The sequence below is a fragment of the Rhizobium sp. A37_96 genome (genome assembly GCF_053521765.1).
On record NZ_JBNWDS010000001.1, the window covers coordinates 692,070 to 711,063 of the forward strand.

Here is an 18,994-nt window from a genome sequence, read left to right on the forward strand (position 1 = left end):
GGCAGACCGCCATGACCGCGCCGCTTACCATCGCCGAACTGAAGACGCTTGCTCAGCGGCGCGTGCCGAAAATGTTCTTCCAATATGCCGATTCCGGTTCGTGGACCGAATCGACCTATAAGGCGAACGAAGCGGATTTTGCCAGGATCAAGCTGCGCCAGCGCGTCCTCGTCGACATGTCCGACCGGTCGCTGGCGACCACGATGGTCGGCCAGAAGGCTTCGATGCCGGTGGCGCTGGCGCCGACCGGCCTTACCGGCATGCAGCACGCCGATGGCGAGATGCTGGCGGCCCGTGCGGCCGAGGAATTCGGTATTCCCTTCACGCTCTCGACGATGAGCATCTGCTCGATCGAGGACATCGCCTCGGTGACGAAGCAGCCCTTCTGGTTCCAGCTTTACGTCATGAAGGACCGCGATTTCGTCCTGAACCTCATCCATCGCGCCAAGGCGGCGAAATGCTCGGCGCTGGTGCTGACGGCCGACCTGCAGATCCTCGGCCAGCGGCACAACGACATCCGCAACGGTCTCTCCGCCCCGCCGAAAATGACGGTGAAAAATCTCTGGCAGATGGCGACCCGGCCGGGCTGGTGCATGGAGATGCTGAAGACCAGACGCCATTCCTTCGGCAATATCATCGGCCATGCCAAGGATATCTCCGACATGACGACGCTGTCGCACTGGACGCATTCTCAATTCGACACCAAGCTTTCATGGAACGATGTCAGCTGGATCAAGGAGCAATGGGGCGGCCCGCTGATCATCAAGGGCATTCTTGACGTCGAGGATGCGAAGGCGGCCGTCGATACAGGCGCCGATGCCATCATCGTTTCCAATCATGGCGGCCGGCAGCTCGATGGCGCCCACTCCTCCATCAGCATGCTGCCGCGAATCGTCGATGCCGTCGGCGACAAGATCGAGGTGCATATGGACGGCGGCATTCGCTCCGGCCAGGATGTGCTCAAGGCCGTGGCGTTCGGCGCCAAGGGCACCTTCATCGGCCGCCCCTTCCTTTATGGTCTGGGCGCCATGGGCAAGGAAGGCGTCACGCTGGCGCTGGAGATCATCCGCAAGGAGCTGGATATTTCCATGGCGCTCTGCGGCAAGCGCGATATCAAGGCCGTGGACAGATCGATCCTGGCAGATCTTTAAGGCGCATGTCGTTGCCGCAAGGCAGTTACACGCTTATGCGCGTCATGCTCTAACGTAACCAGCCCGTCGCCAGGCCGCTCGCCCACTCGTCGCGGCCGTTCTGTGCCGCGAGCCTCGCCATTTCCATATGATCGTAGGCAACCTGCCGAAAGACCGGCAACCAGGTCTCGCCGGTCTTTTCCAGAATGGCATAGGAGGCAAAGGGGTGGCCGGCCTCCACCTTGTGATGATAGGGCAGATCGTCATCATAGGCCGGACAGCCGACGCTGCCGGGATTGACGATCACGCGGCCATCGGAAAGCCTGACAAGACGCGGAATATGCGTATGTCCGCACAGGATCAGCGGAAAGTCGATGCCGGCGGCCAGCGCTTCGATGTCCTCGATCGGCTTCCGATACACATGACCGTCCGCCGAGACGGATTCCAGCCAATAGACGGTGTCGGCCGTCGGTGTCGCATGGCAAAGATAAGCTGCATTTTGATAGACGGCGCTGAAAGGCAGGCCGCGCAGCCAATCGAGATGACGCTCGGCCAATTCCGCATGTGCGGCCTTGTCAGACAGGTGCATCGCCTCCGGCGCCTGCTCGATCAGATACCGGTCGTGATTGCCGCGCACCGTCAGCGCATCCAGTTCCAGCAGCATATCGGCTGTTTTGCCTGCCGTAAGCGGCCCGCTAAAACAATCGCCGAGATTGACGATATCGGTGATGCCATGCCTCCGGATATCCGCAAGCACCGCCTCAAGCGCCAGATGATTGCCGTGAACGTCCGCGATGGCGGCAAAACGCAAGGCTCAGCTCCCGCGATAGGTCGAATAGGCGTAGGGCGAGATCAGCAGGGGCACATGGTAATGCGCCGTCGTATCGGCAATGCCGAAGCGGATTGGCACGAGATCGAGGAAAGCCGGTTCCGGCAGCTCGGCGCCGCTTGCACGCAGATAGTCTCCGGCGCGAAACAGCAGTTCGTAGGTGCCGGCGACGAAGCTATCGCCGACCAGCATGGGGCCGCCGTCCACGCGCCCGTCGGCATTGGTCCTGACCGTCTTCAGGTGCGTGCGGGCATCGCCCTCGATCCTGAAGAGATCGATCGTCAGCCCCTCGGCCGGCCTGCCGAGGGCAGTATCGAGCACATGCGTGGTCAATCCGGTCATAACGTCGGCGCTCCGATGATGAAGGGCGTATCGAAGAAATATTCCTCGAGATTGCTTCCCGGCCCGTCGCGATCCACGATGAGGAAATCGCTCTGCTCGTCGAGCGCCATCAGGGGATAGTGCCAGACATTGACCCGATAGTTCACGCCCTGGTCACCTTGCGCCAGGAAGACCTGCGGCCTGCCGGGCTTGCCGCCTTCGTCCTCGGCGACGACGACGAGAAACGGACGGCCGTTGAGCGGCACGAAACATTGGCTGCCGAAGGGATGGCGCTCCATCATCTCGATCGAGAAAGGAAAGGCCCGCGGTTGGCCGCGAAAGAGGTTCAGGATAACCCGCGCGCCGTCACCAATGGTTTCGGCATTGGATAGCGCATGGAAGCGCTCCGTCGTGCCGCCGTTGATGAACCGCATCGTTGCCGGATCGGCCTCGATCACATCACCGAAGGGCGAGAATGCCGTTTTTGTCAGAGGATGAATGTCTAAATGCTGTGTCATTGATTGATCATTCGCCTTCCGCCCGCCAGTGGCGAACGGAGTCCAGTTGCAGGAGCAACTCCGGAAGAGATTTGTGCGCGATATCCCACAGGACCGTCAACTCGATGTCGAAGTACCCTTGCGTAATCCGATTCCGGAAGTCTCGCATCACATGCCAAGGCAATTCCGGATGGTCAACGACAAACTCCGGATATTCCTCCGCAATACGCGCGGCCGCCTCGCCGATCAGCATGAGATTCATGCCGATGGCGCGCTGCTTCTCGACATTTCCGGAAAACATGGCTTGATCGATTCCCCGAAGGAATTGACCGGCTTCGGACGCAGCCCGCTGCATGCGCTCAAGATGAGTGGTCAGCCGCTCCAGACTCATGCCGGCTTCACTTCATCAACATTGCCCGGCCTCTTCGTGCCGAGCAACCTTTCGGCCCTACCGGTCTTCCGTCCGCTTCCATCTCTATCCACTGCTTCCATCGCCTCATCGCAGCATCCCTTCAGGCGGATACTAAGCCATGAGCCGGCCGAAAAACAGCAGGCAGATTATCTTGAAAAAACTGGGCGGATCCAAGCGCTGGAGCCAGGGCGGCCCGCAGGCCGCGCAGCGATATCAGGCTTCGGGAAGCATCGACTGCAGCCGCAGCAGCGCGATCTTTTCGACCTGGGCCGCCGCTGTCGCAAACTCGGTATCCCGGACATTGCCGATTCGGGTTTCGAAGGCAGCCAGGATATCGGCCTTGCCGAGCCCCTTGACCGCGATGATGAAGGGAAAGCCGAACTTCGCCACATAGGCCGCATTGAGTTCGGTAAACCGGGCGTGCTCTTCAGGGCTCAGTCGATCGAGGCCGGCTCCGGCCTGCTCCTTGCGGCTGTCTTCCGTCAGCTCGCCGGCAATCGCCAGCCGGCCGGCCAGATCGGGGTGCGCCTGCAGAACCCCGAGCCGCTCCGCCTCGCTGGCGGCACGGAAAACCCGCGCCAGCGCGGCATGCACACCACCGAAGGTCAGCGGCTCGGCGATGGCGCCCGCATCATAGGCGCGCTCGGCGATGAAAGGCGAGTGCTCGAACACACCGCCGAAGCGGCCGACAAAATCGTCCCGCGATATCATCTCAGCGCTCGCCCCCGGGCAGGTGATTCTCATACCAGTGGTTAGCGATCTCGATGCGTTTCGGGATCCAGACCTTGTCGTGCTTCTGCACATATTCGATGAACCGCCGCAGAGCGGCTGCGCGGCCGGGACGACCGACGAGACGGCAATGCAGGCCGACCGACATCATCTTCGGGCTGCCCTGCTTGCCTTCCTCATAGAGCGTGTCGAAGGCATCCTTGAGATAGGTGAAGAACTGGTCGCCGGAATTGAAGCCTTGCGGCGTCGCAAAGCGCATGTCGTTGGTTTCGAGCGTATAGGGGATGATCAGGAACGGCTTGCCGTTCACGCCGTCGACCCAGAAGGGCAGATCGTCGGCATAGGAGTCGGAGGAATAGAGAAACCCGCCCTCCTCCATGACCAGCCGCAGCGTGTTGTCGGATGGCTTGCCCTGATACATGCCGTAGGGCCGCTCGCCGGTCAGCTCGGTGTGCAGCCGCACGGCCTCGAGGATGTGCTTGCGCTCCAGATCCTCGGAAAAATCCTTGTATTCCAGCCAGCGGTAGCCGTGGCTCGCAATCTCCCAGCCGGCTTCCTTCATCGCAGCCACCGCTTCCGGATTACGCGCCATGGCGAGCGTCACGCCATAGACGGTCGCCTGAACCTTGAGTTCGGTGAACATGCGCCACAGCCGCCAGAAACCGGCGCGCGAGCCGTATTCGTAGATCGATTCCATGTTGAGATTGCGCTGATTCGGCCAGGATGCCGCGCCGACGATCTCGGAGAGCAGGTTTTCAGACCCCGGATCGCCATCGAGAATGCAGCTTTCCCCGCCCTCTTCATAGTTGATGACGAACTGCACCGCGACGCGGGCATCGCCGGGCCATTTCGGATCCGGCGTATTGCGGCCGTAGCCGATGAGATTGCGGGCGTAGATTTCCGACATTGAAGCACCTTCTCTTATCAGGGAACGGTAACATCCATGCCGGGAAAGTCGAGCCGGAAAGTAGGAAAATCACTTTCGCTTCAAACCGAGGTATTGGCGCTGACGGCGTCCCGTAATCTAGGCGATCTTCCGCGCGCTCACCTTGCCCATCGGGTGCAGGGAATGCACCCGGAAGGGGCCGCCGGACCCGTCCTCCATCATCAGGGCGATATTGGACACCGGAACGGGCGCAGCCAGAGCAGGCTCGAAGAAGTCGCGCAGCACGCGCTCGATGCGCGGCATGTCGCTGGGGCTGACCGTGCCCGTCAGCATCATCTGGAAGCGGAATTCGTCCATGACATGCGGGTGGCCCCAGCGATGGAGATTGGCAAATTGCGTTGCCGAAAGGCCGTCCGGATCGATGCGCTCGATTTCCGCTTCGCTCAACGGAGCCCTGTAGTGATCGAAGGCCTGCACCAGGGATGCCGCCAGGAAATGCATCTGCTGGCTCGGCGTCGAGGGAACCAGGCCCAGCGCGCCGCCGAGCCGCGCAACCTCGAGCCTCGGGATCTCGAAAGGCGCGACCGAGCCTGAAAACCGCATCAACTCGCGCAGCAATCCCGCCTCGGACATGTCGTCTGCCAGCCGGAACGGCGCCTTCAGCAGGCCCATGAAGCCATACCGGCGGGGAACCGCGGTGTAAAAGGCAATCTCATGGATCCCCAGCCCGCGAACCGGGGGCGGATCGACCATCTCGCCGGAATAGACATTGCGGCCCAGCCAATTCGCTGCCGCAAGCGTCAGCGGATCGCTCGCGGACGGCGTGAAGCAAATGGCGTAGCGCATAAAAATCTCCTCCAGAGCGCGACAAGCCGGCTGACCGAACCGGCACCGACGGCCAAGGAGATAGGTGATTTGCGTGACAGATTGACGACCCGAAAGAGGCGTGAATTCACGTTTTATGTGATATGACTGAAATATGACTTGCTAAAGTGAAAGTCTGCGGCAACTTGAAGCGACCGGGCATATTCGCCGCCTCCCGCACCGCCGCCTCGGCCAGCCGATGCGCCAATCCGAAGCTCACCTTGAAGCCTCCGGTCAAGGCAATCACCGCCGGATGGTCCGGGTGCGCGCCGACCATCGGGTCACGATCCACGGCTTTCGGGCGCAAGCCCGCCCAACGTTCGATCACCTCCGCGCCGGCCAGCACCGGCGCCATGGCGCGCGCTGCGACGAGCAGAGCGTCAAGCTGCCCGTCCGTCGACCGCGGATCGTTGAAACGGTTCTCGCTCGTGCTGCCGACTGCGACCAGTCCTCCCTCGTGCGGAACGATATAGAGGCCGTCCCGAAAGATAACCGGGAGGGCGCCATCGACATCGGCCTTCAACATGGCCGCCTGCCCCTTGACCGGCTGGCCGAGCGAGGATTTGCGACCTTCCGTCAGCCCATCGAGGATTGGAAACGACCGATGCCCGGCGGCAAGGATGCAGCGTCCGAACCGGATGTCGCCCGCATTCGTGCGCGCCAGGCCCTGGCCCGGATCGATGCTCTCCACGGCAACGCCCTCGGCGAGCCGGACGTGCCGTGCCGTGGTCAGAAATTCGCGCAGCACCGCCAGCAAGGCGCGGGGCGCGACGCGCGCTGCCAAGGTATCGAAGACAAACCCGCTTTCCGCGGCCGAAGGCTCGATCCAGCCTTCGACGGGCGCGGCGTCGAGGACATGCCAATGAAACCGACGGTCTTCATGCCGCCAATGCGCCTCCGCATCCTGAGAATGACCGAGCGCGATCTGCCTCAGATGCGGCTTCGGCAGCGGGATCAGGCGGCCGGCGCGACGATAGCCGGCCGAAAGCCCGGTCTCCACCTCCAGCGCCGCGATGTCCTCTTCCAGTGAAATGAGCGCGTCGAACTGAAACTGCTTCTTGTCGGACCACTTGTCGGGCATGTGCGGCATCAGCGCGCCAAGCAGACCACCGCTCGCTCCTTGCCCGAAATGGCCGGCTTCGACGAGCAATGCCTGAATGCCGAGGCGCTCGGCGTGAACGGCGGCCCACAGACCCATGATCCCCCCGCCGACGATCAACAGATCGAAGGACGATTGACCGGCAGGTCTCAGGGGATTATCGGCTCTTTCCATGACAGATCCAGTTTCCGATCGGACTGAGGCGTCCGAAACCAATGCGGCAAGCCCGGAGCTCGAATGGCGCGACGGCGATATGCCCTATTCGACGGCATTTGGCGACCATTTTTATTGCCAGACGGATGGCCGGCTGGAATGCGGCCATGTCTTCCTGGCCGGCAACGGCCTGCCCGCCCGCTGGCAGGAGCGCCAAGATTTTCTGATCGGCGAACTCGGCTTCGGCACCGGCCTGAATTTCTGCGAGACATGGCGCCAATGGCGGCAGCAGGCAGCACCCGGTTCGCTCCTGCACTTCATGTCCTTCGAGCTCTATCCCATGCGTGCCGAGGAAATCGACCGCGCGCTGTCGCACTGGCCTGAAATCGACAATGAGCGCCAGGCGCTTGCCGCCGCGTGGCCGAACGATCCGCAAGGCCTGGTATCCTTGCGGCTCGACGCGCATACGCGCCTCAGCGTCGTCTGCGGCCCCGCCCTCGACGGCGTAAGCCATGCAGCATCCGGCTTCGATGCCTGGTATCTCGACGGCTTCGCGCCGTCGCGCAATGCCGACATGTGGTCACCGGAGCTGATGCAGACGCTCTACGACAAGACCTCTCCGAATGGCACTTTCGCCACCTACGCGGCGGCGGGTTTCGTTCGGCGAAACCTGCAGGCGACGGGGTTCGTCGTTGAGCGGCGCAAGGGCTTCGCCGGCAAGCGGGAAATGCTCTGCGGCGTCAAGCCGGCCTAGCTGTTGGAACGATCGGCCTGGAAAACGGCGTCGCCGAGATAGCGCCGGATCTTGCCCTCGAGAAGTTCGGGGCTGATCGGTTTCGACAGGCAATCGTCCATGCCGGATTGCATGCAGGTGATGCGATCGACATCCAGCGCCTGCGCAGTCACCCCGACGATGGGGACATGCCATTCCTGCCCCAGCTGCGTCTCCAGTTGCCGGATCATGCGGGTCGCCTGATGGCCGTTCATGACGGGCATGGAGACATCCATGAGGATCAGCGACGGCCGCAACTGGCGCCATGCGTCCACCGCCGCCTGGCCGTTCTCCACGACAAGGAATCGCAAGCCGGTGGCCTGTAGAATCTGCGTGAAGACGATCTGGTTCACCTCGTTGTCCTCGGCCACGAGAACATCAATCGCGTTGCCGGGTTTGGCGGGCATCAACTGATCGGTGGTTTCGATCGCGACCGCGATCTCCCTGTCTATCGGCAACTGTCGGGCAGCGGAATCCGATTGCCCACCCGCCTTCTTTCTCCGGGACGTCCGCACGACATCGATGATCGTGTTGCGCAGCACATTGGCGCGCACCGGCTTCATCAGGTGCGTCTGGCCATTGACGGCGCCGAATTCCTTGTCGCTGCCAGCGGCACCCATCGACGTGAGAAACACGATCGGCAGCGTGGCGAAGCGCGGATCGGCGCATACGGTGCTCGCCAGTTGATAGCCATTCATGTGGGGCATGCCGTAATCGATGATAATCGCATCGACCGATACGCCCATATCGAAGGCGGCATCCAGAATGGCGAGCGCGGTCTCCGCATCCTCGGCCGCGTGCCCGTCGAAACCCCAGTGCGCCAATTGTTCGGTCAATATCCGCCGATGGGTCTCGTCGTCTTCCACGACCAGGATCCTGGCGCGCTTCAGATTGGCGGGCAGCTCCGGAACCGCGTCGCGCGCGGCGACCAGCGGCATCGGCAGATGGACCGTGAAGACCGATCCCCTGCCCCATTCGCTTTCGACGGACAGCGACCCGCCGAAAAGATCGACGAGGCCGGCGGTGATGGCGAGGCCCAGGCCCGACCCATCGAGACGTCGCGCAAAGGAGGAATCCGCCAACGAGAATTTGTCGAAGATGGTGTCGAGCTTCTCATCGGGAATGCCGATGCCCGTATCCTCGACACGGAGCACGAGCAATACGTTGTCGTCCGGCGCAAATTGACTGTCCAGTTCCACCAGCACATGGCCGCGCTCGGTGAACTTGATGGCATTGCCGACGAGATTGGTCACGATCTGGCGGAAACGGCCCGCGTCGCCAAGCATCGCCGCCGGCACGCCGGGAGCGATGCGCACCATCAGCTCTATGTTCTTTTCCGATGCGGCGGCGGCCAGGAGCGTCGCTATGTCCTCGATAGCCTCGGCAGGATCGAATGCCATCTTGCGCAGATGCATTTCACCGGTGTCGATGCGGGAAAAATCGAGAATGTCGTTGATGATCGTCATCAAGGCGTTGCCGGACTTGACGATGATATCGACGAAAGTCTTCTGCCGCGTATCGAGATCGGTCTTGCCGAGCAATTCCGCCATGCCGAGAACACCGTTCATCGGCGTGCGGATTTCATGGCTCATATGGGTGAGGAATTCGGATTTGGCCCGGTCCGCGGCGTTGCTGCGCGCCAGCAGCAGCTGCAGATCCGCCTCGCGCTCCTTCATCTCCGTGACGTCGGTCAACACCACCGTCCAGCGGCGATGCTCGCCGATCGCCGCGTCGAGCTGCATCCAGCGATCGCCGACGATCTGGAACACGCAGGAAATCGGCTTGCACGACGCGATGCTGTCAGCCCACGACTTCCGCAGAACCTCGGAATCGCCGCCGAAGTCACCGCGTTCCGCGCAATAGTCGAACGCCGCCGACCAGTTCTTGCCGACCTCGAGAAGCGCCGCCGGCAGCTTCAGCATGTCCTTCAGCCGGTCGTTCGCCAGCATGATCGTGCCATCCTGGACGATCAGCAGGCCCTGTGACATCGCCTGCATGGCATCGGCCATGAGTTCGCCAAGACGCTCCAGCGCCAGGCGGGTCTCGGTAATTTCCTGAGATTGCTGCCTTACGGAGGAAATGTCCGTGTAGGACATCAGCGTGCGACCGTTGGAAATACGGCGCGCATCGATGATGACGGATTTGCCGTCGGCAAAATTCACTTCCGTCTGCAGATGCTCCCCCGCCTTGCGCAATGCAGCCAGACGCGCCTGATAGATGTCGTCGATGCTGCCGCTATCGGCGCTGAACCGTGCCAGCTCGTAGTGCTTGGCGATCAGGTCGCGATAAGGGCGGCCTTCGAAGCGATCGTCCTTCGAGAACTCCCATATGTCGTAGAAGGCGTGGTTGACGTATTCGACGATGTAATCGCTGTTGTGGATCAGTACGCCGATCGGCATCGAGCGGAGAATATTGTCGAGATCCTGATGCAGCGCTTCGGCCCGTGCTTGCGCCTCGATCAGCTGCGTCTCCCGCTGCTTCAGCGCCGACGTATCGGTCACGGAGCCAATGGCATAGTGCTTGCCGTCCGTCGTCGTTGCACGATTGAGGCGAATCCTCACCGGGCGCGCAACCTGCTGCCGGTTGACGATTTCGCTTTCGAATTCATGGCCGCGCCCTTCCCGCAGCACCGCTTCATTTTCCGCAAAGAAGTCATCCGCGCCGACGTCGAACATCTCATGCTCGGTCTTTCCCAGCATTTCCTTGCGGTCGAGGCCGATGATGTCGGCATGGGCGGCATTGGTATAAATCAGCCGATGGTCCGCATCGCGCACGAAGGTCGCAACGGGCAGATCTTCCAGGACGCTGCGGAAAAAGCCGGCCTCGTCGACATCCTTCCGCACCGTTTCGGCGGTGGAGACATCGCGTGTCGCGGCCGATGCGGCCTGGAATACCCCAAATATGTAGAGGCGCTCTTCCGAAGGGGAAAAGCTTTCGATCTGTATGCGCGAGCGCTGGCGGCCCGACGCATCGAAGCACAGCGCCACCTCCTCCGAACCGAAAACAAGAGCGCGGCGCTCCCTGTCCTCCCGGTCGGCACTTTCATCGGCATCGAGAAGATCATGGCTGCGATTGCCGATGAAATCGGAAATCTCGCGTCCGAAAAAACGCGCATAGGCTTCGTTGACGGCGACGTAGCGCAGCTCGCTGTTCTTGATGTAGGCGGGCCTGTCCAGATTGGCGATCCGGCGGCACGCTATGTCAAGCAGTTCACCGTCCAGGGTCAAATGGAGCCTCTCTTCTCACCGCGCATGACAGTTCATGACACGACGCTCTAGCACATGTCGTTTTAACAAGCCGTTAACCATGTTTAACCACCGTCGCCACGTCGCGTTCTGACCATGCACTATCCTATAACGGTCATGCCTTGGTCGCAAACGACGGCGGCACGCTGCCGCAAACTCTGCCAAGAATCACCCGAAGCAATTCCCGCAAAAGCACAGCGGTCTTTCGTGCGGAATGCATAAAAACAAGGATATGGAGCGGCCCGGCCGCTTCGACGGATCATTGGGAGTGAGCGCTATGAGCGACGAAGCAAGCCTGGCCTTGAACGAAGCGGAGGCCTCGGTAGCGACAGGCGAACGACGGCGTCGGGCCGGAGGTCGCGGCGCTGAACGCAGCCGCAAGCCGAGCGGCGCGAAATACCTCAACCTTGTCAACAGCCTCACCCATACCGAACTCCTGTCGCCAGAGGCGCTGGACGACATTCACAACGCCTCGCTGACCATCCTCGAAGAAATCGGCATGGACATCATCCTGCCGGAAGCGCGCGAGCGCATGAAGGCCGCCGGCGCCGATGTCACGCCGGGCAAGGAGCGCGTGCGCTTCGACCGCAACATGATCATGGAGCTGATCGCCTCCGTTCCCTCGACCTTCACCCTGCACGCCCGCAATCCGCTCAGGAATGTCCAGATCGGCGGCCGCAACCTCGTCTTTGCCCAGGTCGCCTCCGCTCCCTTCGTTGCCGACCGCGAAGGCGGGAGAAGAGCCGGCAACCAGGAGGATTTCCGCAAGCTCATCAAGCTCGCCCAATCCTTCGACATCATTCATATGACCGGCGGCTACCCGGTCGAGCCGATCGATATCCATGCGTCGGTGCGCCATCTCGATTGCCTTTCCGACATCGTGAAGCTCACCGACAAGGCTTTCCACTGCTATTCGCTCGGCAAGCAGCGCAATATCGATGCGATCGAGATCGCCCGCATCGGTCGCGGCATCAGCATGGAGCAGATGGAGCGCGAGCCCTCGCTCTTCACCATCATCAATTCCTCCTCGCCGCTGCGTCTCGACGGGCCGATGCTGCAGGGCATCATCGAAATGTCGTCGCGGGGCCAGGTGGTGGTGGTCACGCCGTTCACGCTGGCGGGCGCCATGGCGCCGGTGACGATTGCCGGCGCGCTGGTACAGCAGAATGCCGAGGCGCTGTGCGGCATCGCCTTCACGCAGATGGTGCGCAAGGGCGCGCCGGTCATGTATGGCGGCTTCACCTCCAACGTCGACATGAAGACGGGAGCGCCCGCCTTCGGCACGCCGGAATACATGAAGGCGGTCATCTGTGGCGGCCAACTCGCCCGCCGCTACGGCATTCCCTACCGTACCTCCAACACCAATGCTTCGAACACGCTTGATGCCCAGGCGGCTTACGAATCGGCCCTTTCACTTTGGGCCCTGACCCAGGGCGGCGGCAATTTCGTGCTGCACGCCGCCGGCTGGAGCGAAGGCGGCCTCACCGCCTCCTTCGAGAAATTCATCCTCGACGTCGACATGCTGCAGATGGTTGCCGAGTTCCTGACGCCGCTGGATGTCAGCCAGGATGCCCTCGCGCTCGACGCGGTGCGCGATGTCGGCCCCGGCGGGCACTATTTCGGCACGGCACACACGCTCGCCCGTTATGAGACCGCTTTCTATTCGCCGATCTTGTCGGACTGGCGAAATCACGAGACATGGACGGAGGCCGGACGGCCCACAACCTACGACCATGCCAACCGCATTTTCAAGGAAACGCTCGCCCGCTATGAGCAGCCGCCGCTCGACCCGGCCGTTGAAGAGGAGCTCGATGCCTTTGTCGCAAGGCGAAAGGAAGAAGGTGGCGTTCCCACCGATTTCTAGTTGAAAATCAATGCCTTTCGCCTCCCCATCATGGACGAAATTTAATGTCGCGGTCCTTTTTTTAGCCGCGACTTCGCCCGTTTTCCCTTCCACTTTCAAACTCGGCTTCGGCTGGGAGGCCTGTGTTCTTGGGAAAGGGATCTCAATGTCTGTACTCCGAAATCTAACGACGGCCGGTCTGATCGCGCTGACGCTTGGCAGCGCCGCGGCCGTAACAACCACCACTGCCGGCGCCTCCGAGCGCGGCGCCATCTTCGGCGGTCTTGCCGCCGGTGTCGTCGGTGGTGCGCTCGCCGCGGAGGCGGTACGACCCGCCTATCCGGTCTATCCGGCTTATTATCCGGCCTATCGAACCTATTATGCTCCGGCCTACGTCCGCGCCTACCCCAGTTGCTACTGGGCCTGGCGCCACGACGGCTGGGGTCGTGCATACCGTGTCGAGGTCTGCCGCTGAAGCCTGACAGCACCGCACGGTGCTGATGGCACTCCCTATCAGTCGTACTCGATCCGCAATGCCGCCGGTTTTCCGGCGGCATTTTTTGTCTGCCTGTTGAAAAGCTTTTGCTCACACCCCTTGACTTTGGCGGCAATTAAGACCAAATGCGCCTCAGCTTTCACCTTCCGGCCGCCGCGTGAGCGTGCCCTGCGGGACAATATGTACGCAAGAGAGGGACAAAAGCGCTTTAGATAATGAGACCGCACCCAAGGCGGTCAGATGCGCTGGAAAGCTTTTTCCAACTTACAAGTTCCCACTTCACGCGGGGTTCTTGACGCCAGAGACAGACCGGACCGCATGGTGCGATCCGGCCTTTTTGCTTTGGCGCCCCCGAAAGGTATTGAATTGACCGATTTTCACTCGCTTGGTCTCTCCAAGCAGATCGTAGATACGCTGTCGCAGAACAACTTCGCGACGCCGACGCCGATCCAGGCGCAGGCGATCCCGCTCGTTCTCCAGGGCCGCGATCTGATCGGCCTCGCCCAGACCGGCACCGGCAAAACGGCCGCCTTCGGCCTGCCGATCATCGAAATGCTGCTGAAGGACGCCAAGCGCCCCGACAACCGCACCGTCCGGACGCTCATCCTCGCTCCGACCCGCGAACTGGTGAACCAGATCGCCGATAACCTCAAGCTCTTCGTCCGCAAGACGCCGCTGAAGATCAACGTCGTCGTCGGCGGTGCGTCGATCAACAAGCAGCAGCTTCAGCTTGAACGCGGCACCGACATCCTCGTCGCCACGCCGGGCCGTCTCCTCGATCTCATCAGCCGCCGCGCCCTGTCGCTCGGCCATGTCACCCACCTCGTCCTCGACGAAGCCGACCAGATGCTCGATCTCGGCTTCATCCACGACCTGCGCAAGATATCCAAGATGGTCCCGGCCAAGCGCCAGACCATGCTGTTTTCGGCCACCATGCCGAAGGCGATCGCCGATCTGGCTTCCGACTATCTGACCAACCCGGTCAAGGTGGAAGTATCGCCTCCGGGCAAGGCAGCCGACAAGGTGGAGCAGTATGTCCACTTCGTTTCCGGCCAGAACCACAAGACCGAGATCCTCAAGGAAACGATTTCCGCGAACCCGGATGGCCGCGCCATGGTCTTCCTGCGCACCAAGCATGGTGCCGAGAAGCTGATGAAGCATCTCGATCATGTCGGCTTTGCCGCCGCCTCCATCCACGGCAACAAGAGCCAGGGTCAGCGCGAGCGCGCGCTCAAGGCCTTCCGTGACGGCGAAATCCGCGTTCTCGTCGCCACCGACGTCGCCGCTCGCGGCATCGATATCCCCGGCGTTTCGCATGTCTACAACTACGACCTGCCGGAAGTGCCCGATGCCTATGTCCACCGCATCGGCCGTACCGCGCGCGCCGGCCGCGACGGCATCGCCATCGCCTTCTGCGCCCCGGACGAAATCCGCCTGCTGCGCGACATCGAGCGCCTGATGGGCATCGAAATTGCCGTTGCCAGCGGTGAGGCTCCGGCCGATCGCGGCCGTCCCGTTCGCGGCAACAACCGCGGCGGCGGTCAGGGCCGTGGTGGCCAGGGCCAGGGACAAGGTCGCGGCGCAGGTCAGGGTCGTGCCGAAGGCCGTCCTGCCCGCCCGGCCCGTCGCCCCTTCTTCGACAATGAGAACGGCGAAGCCCGCGGCCAGGCCGGAGAGCGTCAGGAACGTCGCGCCCCGCGCGAAAACAACCGCAACGCCGATTTCCGTGGCCAGCGCCGCAACGAGCAGACGCCGCGCCCGGAAGTGGACAACGATCTCGCATCGACGTCCGATTTCCGTCCGGCACGCAAGCCGCATCACGGCAACTCCGCGAATGGCAATGGCGCAGCTCATGAGGGCGCTGCTCACCGCGGACAGCGCCACGCCCATGGCCGCCCGGCGGGCCGTCATGGCGAAGAGCGTAGCCAGGGCGAACAGCGCAACGGCGGCAACGGCCGCACGAAGCGTCGCGGCCCCGGCAATGGCGGCCAGCGCCGCGAACGTGCCTAACACGATAAAAAGGGGGCCTCTGGCCCCCTTTTTTTGTTCCGGATGAAACAATCTATTCCGGCACCACATCCGCCGTGCGCCGGTTGGTCAGATAGACGCCGATCACCACGACCGCCGTGCCGATGATGATCGGCAGCGTCAGCGGCTCGCCGAAGGCAATCGCCGCCTCGATGGCGACGGCCGGCGGCATCAGGTAGATCAGCGATGCGGCGCGCGATACCTGCCCCCGGCGAATGAGATAGAGCAGCAGACCGACGGCACCCATGGACAGGCCGAAAACCGACCAGAGCAGCGACAGGATCGCCGTCTGCGTGCCGTCGAAACGAAGGCCCTCGAATATGAAGGCCAGCGGCACGGTGACGATCAACGCCCCGACATACTGCAGGGTCGCGATGGTGCGCAGGTCGCCGGTTTGCAGATGCCGCTTCTGGTAGAGCGTGCCGTAGGTCACCGATACCATTGCCAGCAGATTGACGATCAGCGGGACGGCGGATTGCCAGAGATCGGCTGTTTCCGGCGTCAGCAGCTTTGGCGAAATCGCAATGGCAATGCCGAGAAAGCCGAGTAGCAGGCCGACACGCTGGATGGGTTGCAGCCGTTCGCCGACGAGAAACGGCGCCGCCATCGCAGTCATCAGCGGCTGGAGTGCCGCGATGATGCCGGAGATGCCGGCCGGCACGCCCTCGGCGATCGCCCACCAGAGACAAGCCAGGTAGATGCCGTGCAGGAAGATACCGGAATAGACGGCACGAAACACGCTCGACCAATCGCGCGGCCATTTGGCTCCGGTCAGCGAACAGAGCAGCACGAAAGCAAGTGCCGACAGCGCATAGCGCATCATCAGGAACGTGAACGGACCCGAATGCATCGAGGCATATTTGGCGACGATCCAGCCGGTGGACCAGAGAAGGACGAAAATCGCCGGCGCGAGCTTATCGAGGAACATGGAAATCGGACCGATATACGTGTGATGCGCGGGAGCCGGAATCGGGGATAAACTCGGGGTGGCGCGCGGGGGGCTGCAGGCTGATAGCCGATGGCAACAGCGCGGTCAAAATCGATCTGCTGAAAACAGCAATCAATTTTTCTTCACGCCAAACGGGTCGTCGCCAAGGCTCGGGGACGCCGATCCGCAACCCCCGAGCTCCGTCTGCAAAAGAAGCATATGCTTAAATTTTGATCCGCCCCGAAAGGCGCGGCTCGGCAAGTAAAAACCGCTCTATCGCTAAATGCATGCAAATCCCCCGTTTTTCGGCCCGGCGAAATTCGTAGGGGCAACTGCGCATAGTTCTTGCATTGTGAAAACTGTTGTATTCAAATGAGTGAAAAATACGGGGACCGCACCTTTGGCATTTGATGAAATGATAACTGCGGATGAAAATCCGCGCGCGCCTTACGAGAAATACTTCGAGTGGTACTCGGGCCAGGATAGAGGCCACCTCATTGCCAAATCCCGCGATGCGGAAAACATCTTCCGAAAAACGGGCATTACCTTCGCGGTCTACGGACACGCAGACTCCTCCGAAAAGCTCATCCCCTTCGACATCATCCCCCGCATCATATCAGGCAGCGAATGGCGCAAGCTCGCCCAGGGCATCGAACAACGTGTCATCGCTCTCAACGCTTTCCTCTATGACATCTATCACAAGCAGGAAATCATCCGCGCCGGGCGCCTCCCGCGTGAGCTGATCGAGCGGAACGATGCCTTCCTGCCCGAGATGATCGGCTTCCGGCCGCCGGGTGGCGTCTATACCCATATCGTCGGCACCGACATCGTGCGCACCGGCGAAGACCAGTTCTACGTGCTCGAGGACAATGCCCGCACGCCGTCCGGTGTCAGCTACATGCTGGAAAACCGCGAAACGATGATGCAGATGTTTCCGGAGCTGTTCCACCAGAACAAGGTGCGGCGGGTCGAGGACTATCCGCTGCAGCTGCGCCAGAGCCTCGCCTCGCTCGCCCCTCCCGGCTGCACCGGCAAGCCGCGCGTCGCGGTGCTGACGCCGGGCATCTACAATTCCGCCTATTACGAGCATTCCTTCCTTGCCGACATGATGGGCGTGGAGCTTGTCGAAGGTTCTGACCTGCGCGTCATCGACGGCAAGGTGAAGATGCGCACGACGCGCGGCTACGAGGCCATCGACGTGCTCTATCGCCGCGTCGACGACGATTTCCTCGATCCCCTCACCTTCCGGCCGGATTCCGCGCTTGGCATTCCCGGCATCATGGATGTCTATCGCGCCGGCCACATCACCATCGCCAATGCGCCCGGCACCGGCATTTCCGACGACAAGGCGATCTATTCCTACATGCCGGAAATCGTCGAATTCTACACCGGCCGCAAGCCGATCCTCGAAAACGTGCCGACCTGGCGCTGTTCGGAGCCAGACAGCCTGAAATATGTGCTCGATAATCTTGCCGACCTCGTCGTCAAGGAAGTTCATGGCTCCGGCGGCTACGGCATGCTGGTGGGGCCGACGGCCACGAAGAAGGAGCGAACGGAATTTGCCGAGAAGCTGAAGAGCAGACCCAACAACTACATCGCCCAGCCGACGCTGTCGTTGTCGACGGTGCCGATCCTCGTCAATAAAGGCATCGCGCCGCGGCACGTCGACCTGCGCCCTTACGTACTGGTGTCGGACAAGGTGCGGATCATCCCTGGCGGGCTCACCCGCGTGGCGTTGAAGGAAGGCTCGCTGGTGGTCAACTCCAGCCAGGGCGGCGGCACCAAAGACACCTGGGTTCTGGAGGACTGAACGGACATGCTGGGAAGAACCGCCAATGGCCTCTACTGGATGTTCCGCTACATCGAACGCGCAGAAAACATAGCCCGGCTGGTCGATGCCGGTCAGCGCATGTCGCTGACGCGCGCCGATGCCGTCGATGACGACTGGGACGGAGTGCTGCAAAGCGCCGGCGTGCGCGAAGCCTATGACGAAGTGCATGGCAAGCTGACGGGTACGGACGCGATCGATTATCTGATGCGCGACCGCTCCAATCCGTCGAGCGTCATGTCCTGCATCGAATATGGCCGCAACAACGCCCGCATGGTGCGCACGGCGCTGACCCGCGACACCTGGGAAGCCACCAACGAATGTTGGATCGAACTGAAGTCCCTGCTCGGCAAGCGGCTGAAAACGGCCGAACTGCCCGAGACGATCGACGTCATCAAACAGCGCGCGGGCTTGATCCGCGGTGCCTTCCACGGCTCGATGCTGCGCAACGAGCTCTATAATTTCGCCCGTATCGGCACCTTCATCGAGCGCGCCGACAACACCGCCCGCATCCTCGACGTGAAATATTACGTGCTGCTGCCCTCCGTCTCGCATGTCGGCTCCTCGCTCGACAATGCGCAATGGGAATCGATCCTGCGATCGGTCTCGGCGCACCGGGCCTATAAATGGGCCTACGATCCCGAATACAAGCCGGCCAATATTGCCGATTTCCTGATCCTGAACGGGCAGATGCCGCGCTCGCTTGCCTATTGCTACGACAAGATCGTCAGCAACATAGGCTACCTCAGCGCCGAATACGAAACGCGGCTGCCGGCGCACGATACCGCCGAAGCGATCCGGCAGTCCCTGCAGCGGCTGACGGTCAAGCGCATCATGGACCAGGGTCTGCACGAATTCCTGGAGGATTTCGTTGCCCGCAACAACAAGCTTGGCGCGGAGATTTCCGATGGCTACCGGTTCTATGAGTAGGCGG

General features: G+C 61.8%; 17 protein-coding genes. 7 read left to right on the forward strand and 10 right to left on the reverse strand.

What is annotated here, in order from left to right; genetic code table 11:
* Nucleotides 1-11 precede the first annotated feature (11 nt).
* Nucleotides 12-1,151: an alpha-hydroxy acid oxidase gene (locus tag ACQZ6J_RS03345; protein WP_449081934.1), complete on the forward strand. Its 1,140-nt coding sequence runs from the start codon at nucleotides 12-14 to the stop codon at nucleotides 1,149-1,151.
* A gap of 49 nt (nucleotides 1,152-1,200) precedes the next feature.
* On the opposite strand, the gene ACQZ6J_RS03350 is transcribed toward ACQZ6J_RS03345, so the two are convergent.
* The 8 genes from ACQZ6J_RS03350 to ACQZ6J_RS03385 all read right to left on the reverse strand — a co-directional run bounded on the left by ACQZ6J_RS03350 (nucleotide 1,201) and on the right by ACQZ6J_RS03385 (nucleotide 6,941).
* Nucleotides 1,201-1,941 (reverse strand): metallophosphoesterase family protein, encoded by a 741-nt coding sequence (locus ACQZ6J_RS03350; protein WP_449081936.1) that lies wholly within the window; start codon nucleotides 1,939-1,941, stop codon nucleotides 1,201-1,203.
* Nucleotides 1,942-1,944: 3 nt separating this feature from the next.
* On the reverse strand, nucleotides 1,945-2,301 hold the full coding sequence (uraH, locus tag ACQZ6J_RS03355) for a hydroxyisourate hydrolase (protein WP_449081938.1): 357 nt from the start codon (nucleotides 2,299-2,301) through the stop codon (nucleotides 1,945-1,947).
* Nucleotides 2,298-2,798 carry an ureidoglycolate lyase gene (locus tag ACQZ6J_RS03360; protein ID WP_449081940.1) on the reverse strand — a complete coding sequence of 167 codons (501 nt, stop codon included), beginning with the start codon at nucleotides 2,796-2,798 and terminating at the stop codon, nucleotides 2,298-2,300. The genes uraH and ACQZ6J_RS03360 overlap by 4 nt, the downstream gene beginning before the upstream one ends.
* Nucleotides 2,799-2,805: 7 nt before the next feature.
* Nucleotides 2,806-3,168, reverse strand: coding sequence for a HepT-like ribonuclease domain-containing protein (locus ACQZ6J_RS03365; protein WP_449081942.1), 363 nt, complete (start codon nucleotides 3,166-3,168; stop codon nucleotides 2,806-2,808).
* A gap of 234 nt (nucleotides 3,169-3,402) precedes the next feature.
* Nucleotides 3,403-3,900, reverse strand: coding sequence for a 2-oxo-4-hydroxy-4-carboxy-5-ureidoimidazoline decarboxylase (gene uraD / locus ACQZ6J_RS03370; RefSeq protein ID WP_449081944.1), 498 nt, complete (start codon nucleotides 3,898-3,900; stop codon nucleotides 3,403-3,405).
* A gap of 1 nt (nucleotide 3,901) precedes the next feature.
* The gene (puuE, locus tag ACQZ6J_RS03375; protein WP_163988024.1) at nucleotides 3,902-4,825 is read right to left on the reverse strand and encodes an allantoinase PuuE; all 924 of its coding nucleotides are present in this window, start codon (nucleotides 4,823-4,825) and stop codon (nucleotides 3,902-3,904) included.
* Between the two features lie 117 nt (nucleotides 4,826-4,942).
* Nucleotides 4,943-5,650: a DUF1045 domain-containing protein gene (locus tag ACQZ6J_RS03380; RefSeq protein ID WP_449081947.1), complete on the reverse strand. Its 708-nt coding sequence runs from the start codon at nucleotides 5,648-5,650 to the stop codon at nucleotides 4,943-4,945.
* 106 nt (nucleotides 5,651-5,756) lie between these two features.
* Nucleotides 5,757-6,941 carry an NAD(P)/FAD-dependent oxidoreductase gene (locus ACQZ6J_RS03385; protein WP_449081949.1) on the reverse strand — a complete coding sequence of 395 codons (1,185 nt, stop codon included), beginning with the start codon at nucleotides 6,939-6,941 and terminating at the stop codon, nucleotides 5,757-5,759.
* Here ACQZ6J_RS03385 and mnmD point away from each other — a divergent pair.
* Nucleotides 6,940-7,674 (forward strand): tRNA (5-methylaminomethyl-2-thiouridine)(34)-methyltransferase MnmD, encoded by a 735-nt coding sequence (gene mnmD / locus ACQZ6J_RS03390; protein WP_449081951.1) that lies wholly within the window; start codon nucleotides 6,940-6,942, stop codon nucleotides 7,672-7,674. The two genes, ACQZ6J_RS03385 and mnmD, sit on opposite strands and share 2 nt — an antisense overlap.
* Here mnmD and ACQZ6J_RS03395 read toward each other — a convergent pair.
* Nucleotides 7,671-10,919, reverse strand: coding sequence for a response regulator (locus ACQZ6J_RS03395; protein ID WP_449081953.1), 3,249 nt, complete (start codon nucleotides 10,917-10,919; stop codon nucleotides 7,671-7,673). The genes mnmD and ACQZ6J_RS03395 overlap by 4 nt on opposite strands.
* A 295-nt stretch (nucleotides 10,920-11,214) precedes the next feature.
* On the opposite strand from ACQZ6J_RS03395, the gene ACQZ6J_RS03400 reads away from it, so the two are divergent.
* The 3 genes from ACQZ6J_RS03400 (at nucleotide 11,215) to ACQZ6J_RS03410 (ending at nucleotide 15,286) form a co-directional block, all read left to right on the forward strand.
* Complete coding sequence (locus tag ACQZ6J_RS03400; RefSeq protein ID WP_449081955.1) at nucleotides 11,215-12,801, forward strand: trimethylamine methyltransferase family protein; 1,587 nt, start codon at nucleotides 11,215-11,217, stop codon at nucleotides 12,799-12,801.
* A gap of 145 nt (nucleotides 12,802-12,946) precedes the next feature.
* Entirely contained in the window at nucleotides 12,947-13,255 is a 309-nt protein-coding gene (locus tag ACQZ6J_RS03405) for a hypothetical protein (protein ID WP_163988037.1), read from the forward strand.
* A gap of 339 nt (nucleotides 13,256-13,594) precedes the next feature.
* A complete protein-coding gene (locus tag ACQZ6J_RS03410) occupies nucleotides 13,595-15,286 on the forward strand; it encodes a DEAD/DEAH box helicase (RefSeq protein ID WP_449081957.1) in 1,692 nt (563 codons plus the stop codon).
* Between the two features lie 52 nt (nucleotides 15,287-15,338).
* Here ACQZ6J_RS03410 and ACQZ6J_RS03415 read toward each other — a convergent pair whose 3' ends face one another.
* On the reverse strand, nucleotides 15,339-16,232 hold the full coding sequence (locus ACQZ6J_RS03415) for a DMT family transporter (RefSeq protein ID WP_449081959.1): 894 nt from the start codon (nucleotides 16,230-16,232) through the stop codon (nucleotides 15,339-15,341).
* Between the two features lie 400 nt (nucleotides 16,233-16,632).
* Between ACQZ6J_RS03415 and ACQZ6J_RS03420 the strand changes: the two genes are divergently transcribed.
* Nucleotides 16,633-18,042 carry a circularly permuted type 2 ATP-grasp protein gene (locus ACQZ6J_RS03420; RefSeq protein ID WP_163988044.1) on the forward strand — a complete coding sequence of 470 codons (1,410 nt, stop codon included), beginning with the start codon at nucleotides 16,633-16,635 and terminating at the stop codon, nucleotides 18,040-18,042.
* A 6-nt stretch (nucleotides 18,043-18,048) separates the two neighbouring features.
* Nucleotides 18,049-18,990 (forward strand): alpha-E domain-containing protein, encoded by a 942-nt coding sequence (locus ACQZ6J_RS03425; RefSeq protein ID WP_163988046.1) that lies wholly within the window; start codon nucleotides 18,049-18,051, stop codon nucleotides 18,988-18,990.
* The last annotated feature ends 4 nt before the right edge of the window (nucleotides 18,991-18,994 follow it).

Bases quoted from the DNA above. Each gene is read 5' to 3' on its own strand.
- ACQZ6J_RS03345 (WP_449081934.1), top strand. From the start codon at position 12: ATGACCGCGCCGCTTACCATCGCCGAACTGAAGACGCTTGCTCAGCGG.
- ACQZ6J_RS03405 (WP_163988037.1), top strand. From the start codon at position 12,947: ATGTCTGTACTCCGAAATCTAACGACGGCCGGTCTGATCGCGCTGACG.
- ACQZ6J_RS03400 (WP_449081955.1), top strand. From the start codon at position 11,215: ATGAGCGACGAAGCAAGCCTGGCCTTGAACGAAGCGGAGGCCTCGGTA.
- ACQZ6J_RS03415 (WP_449081959.1), bottom strand. From the start codon at position 16,232: ATGTTCCTCGATAAGCTCGCGCCGGCGATTTTCGTCCTTCTCTGGTCC.
- mnmD (WP_449081951.1), top strand. From the start codon at position 6,940: ATGACAGATCCAGTTTCCGATCGGACTGAGGCGTCCGAAACCAATGCG.
- ACQZ6J_RS03365 (WP_449081942.1), bottom strand. From the start codon at position 3,168: ATGAGTCTGGAGCGGCTGACCACTCATCTTGAGCGCATGCAGCGGGCT.
- ACQZ6J_RS03385 (WP_449081949.1), bottom strand. From the start codon at position 6,941: ATGGAAAGAGCCGATAATCCCCTGAGACCTGCCGGTCAATCGTCCTTC.
- puuE (WP_163988024.1), bottom strand. From the start codon at position 4,825: ATGTCGGAAATCTACGCCCGCAATCTCATCGGCTACGGCCGCAATACG.
- ACQZ6J_RS03410 (WP_449081957.1), top strand. From the start codon at position 13,595: ATGGTGCGATCCGGCCTTTTTGCTTTGGCGCCCCCGAAAGGTATTGAA.
- ACQZ6J_RS03425 (WP_163988046.1), top strand. From the start codon at position 18,049: ATGCTGGGAAGAACCGCCAATGGCCTCTACTGGATGTTCCGCTACATC.
- uraH (WP_449081938.1), bottom strand. From the start codon at position 2,301: ATGACCGGATTGACCACGCATGTGCTCGATACTGCCCTCGGCAGGCCG.
- ACQZ6J_RS03360 (WP_449081940.1), bottom strand. From the start codon at position 2,798: ATGACACAGCATTTAGACATTCATCCTCTGACAAAAACGGCATTCTCG.
- uraD (WP_449081944.1), bottom strand. From the start codon at position 3,900: ATGATATCGCGGGACGATTTTGTCGGCCGCTTCGGCGGTGTGTTCGAG.
- ACQZ6J_RS03380 (WP_449081947.1), bottom strand. From the start codon at position 5,650: ATGCGCTACGCCATTTGCTTCACGCCGTCCGCGAGCGATCCGCTGACG.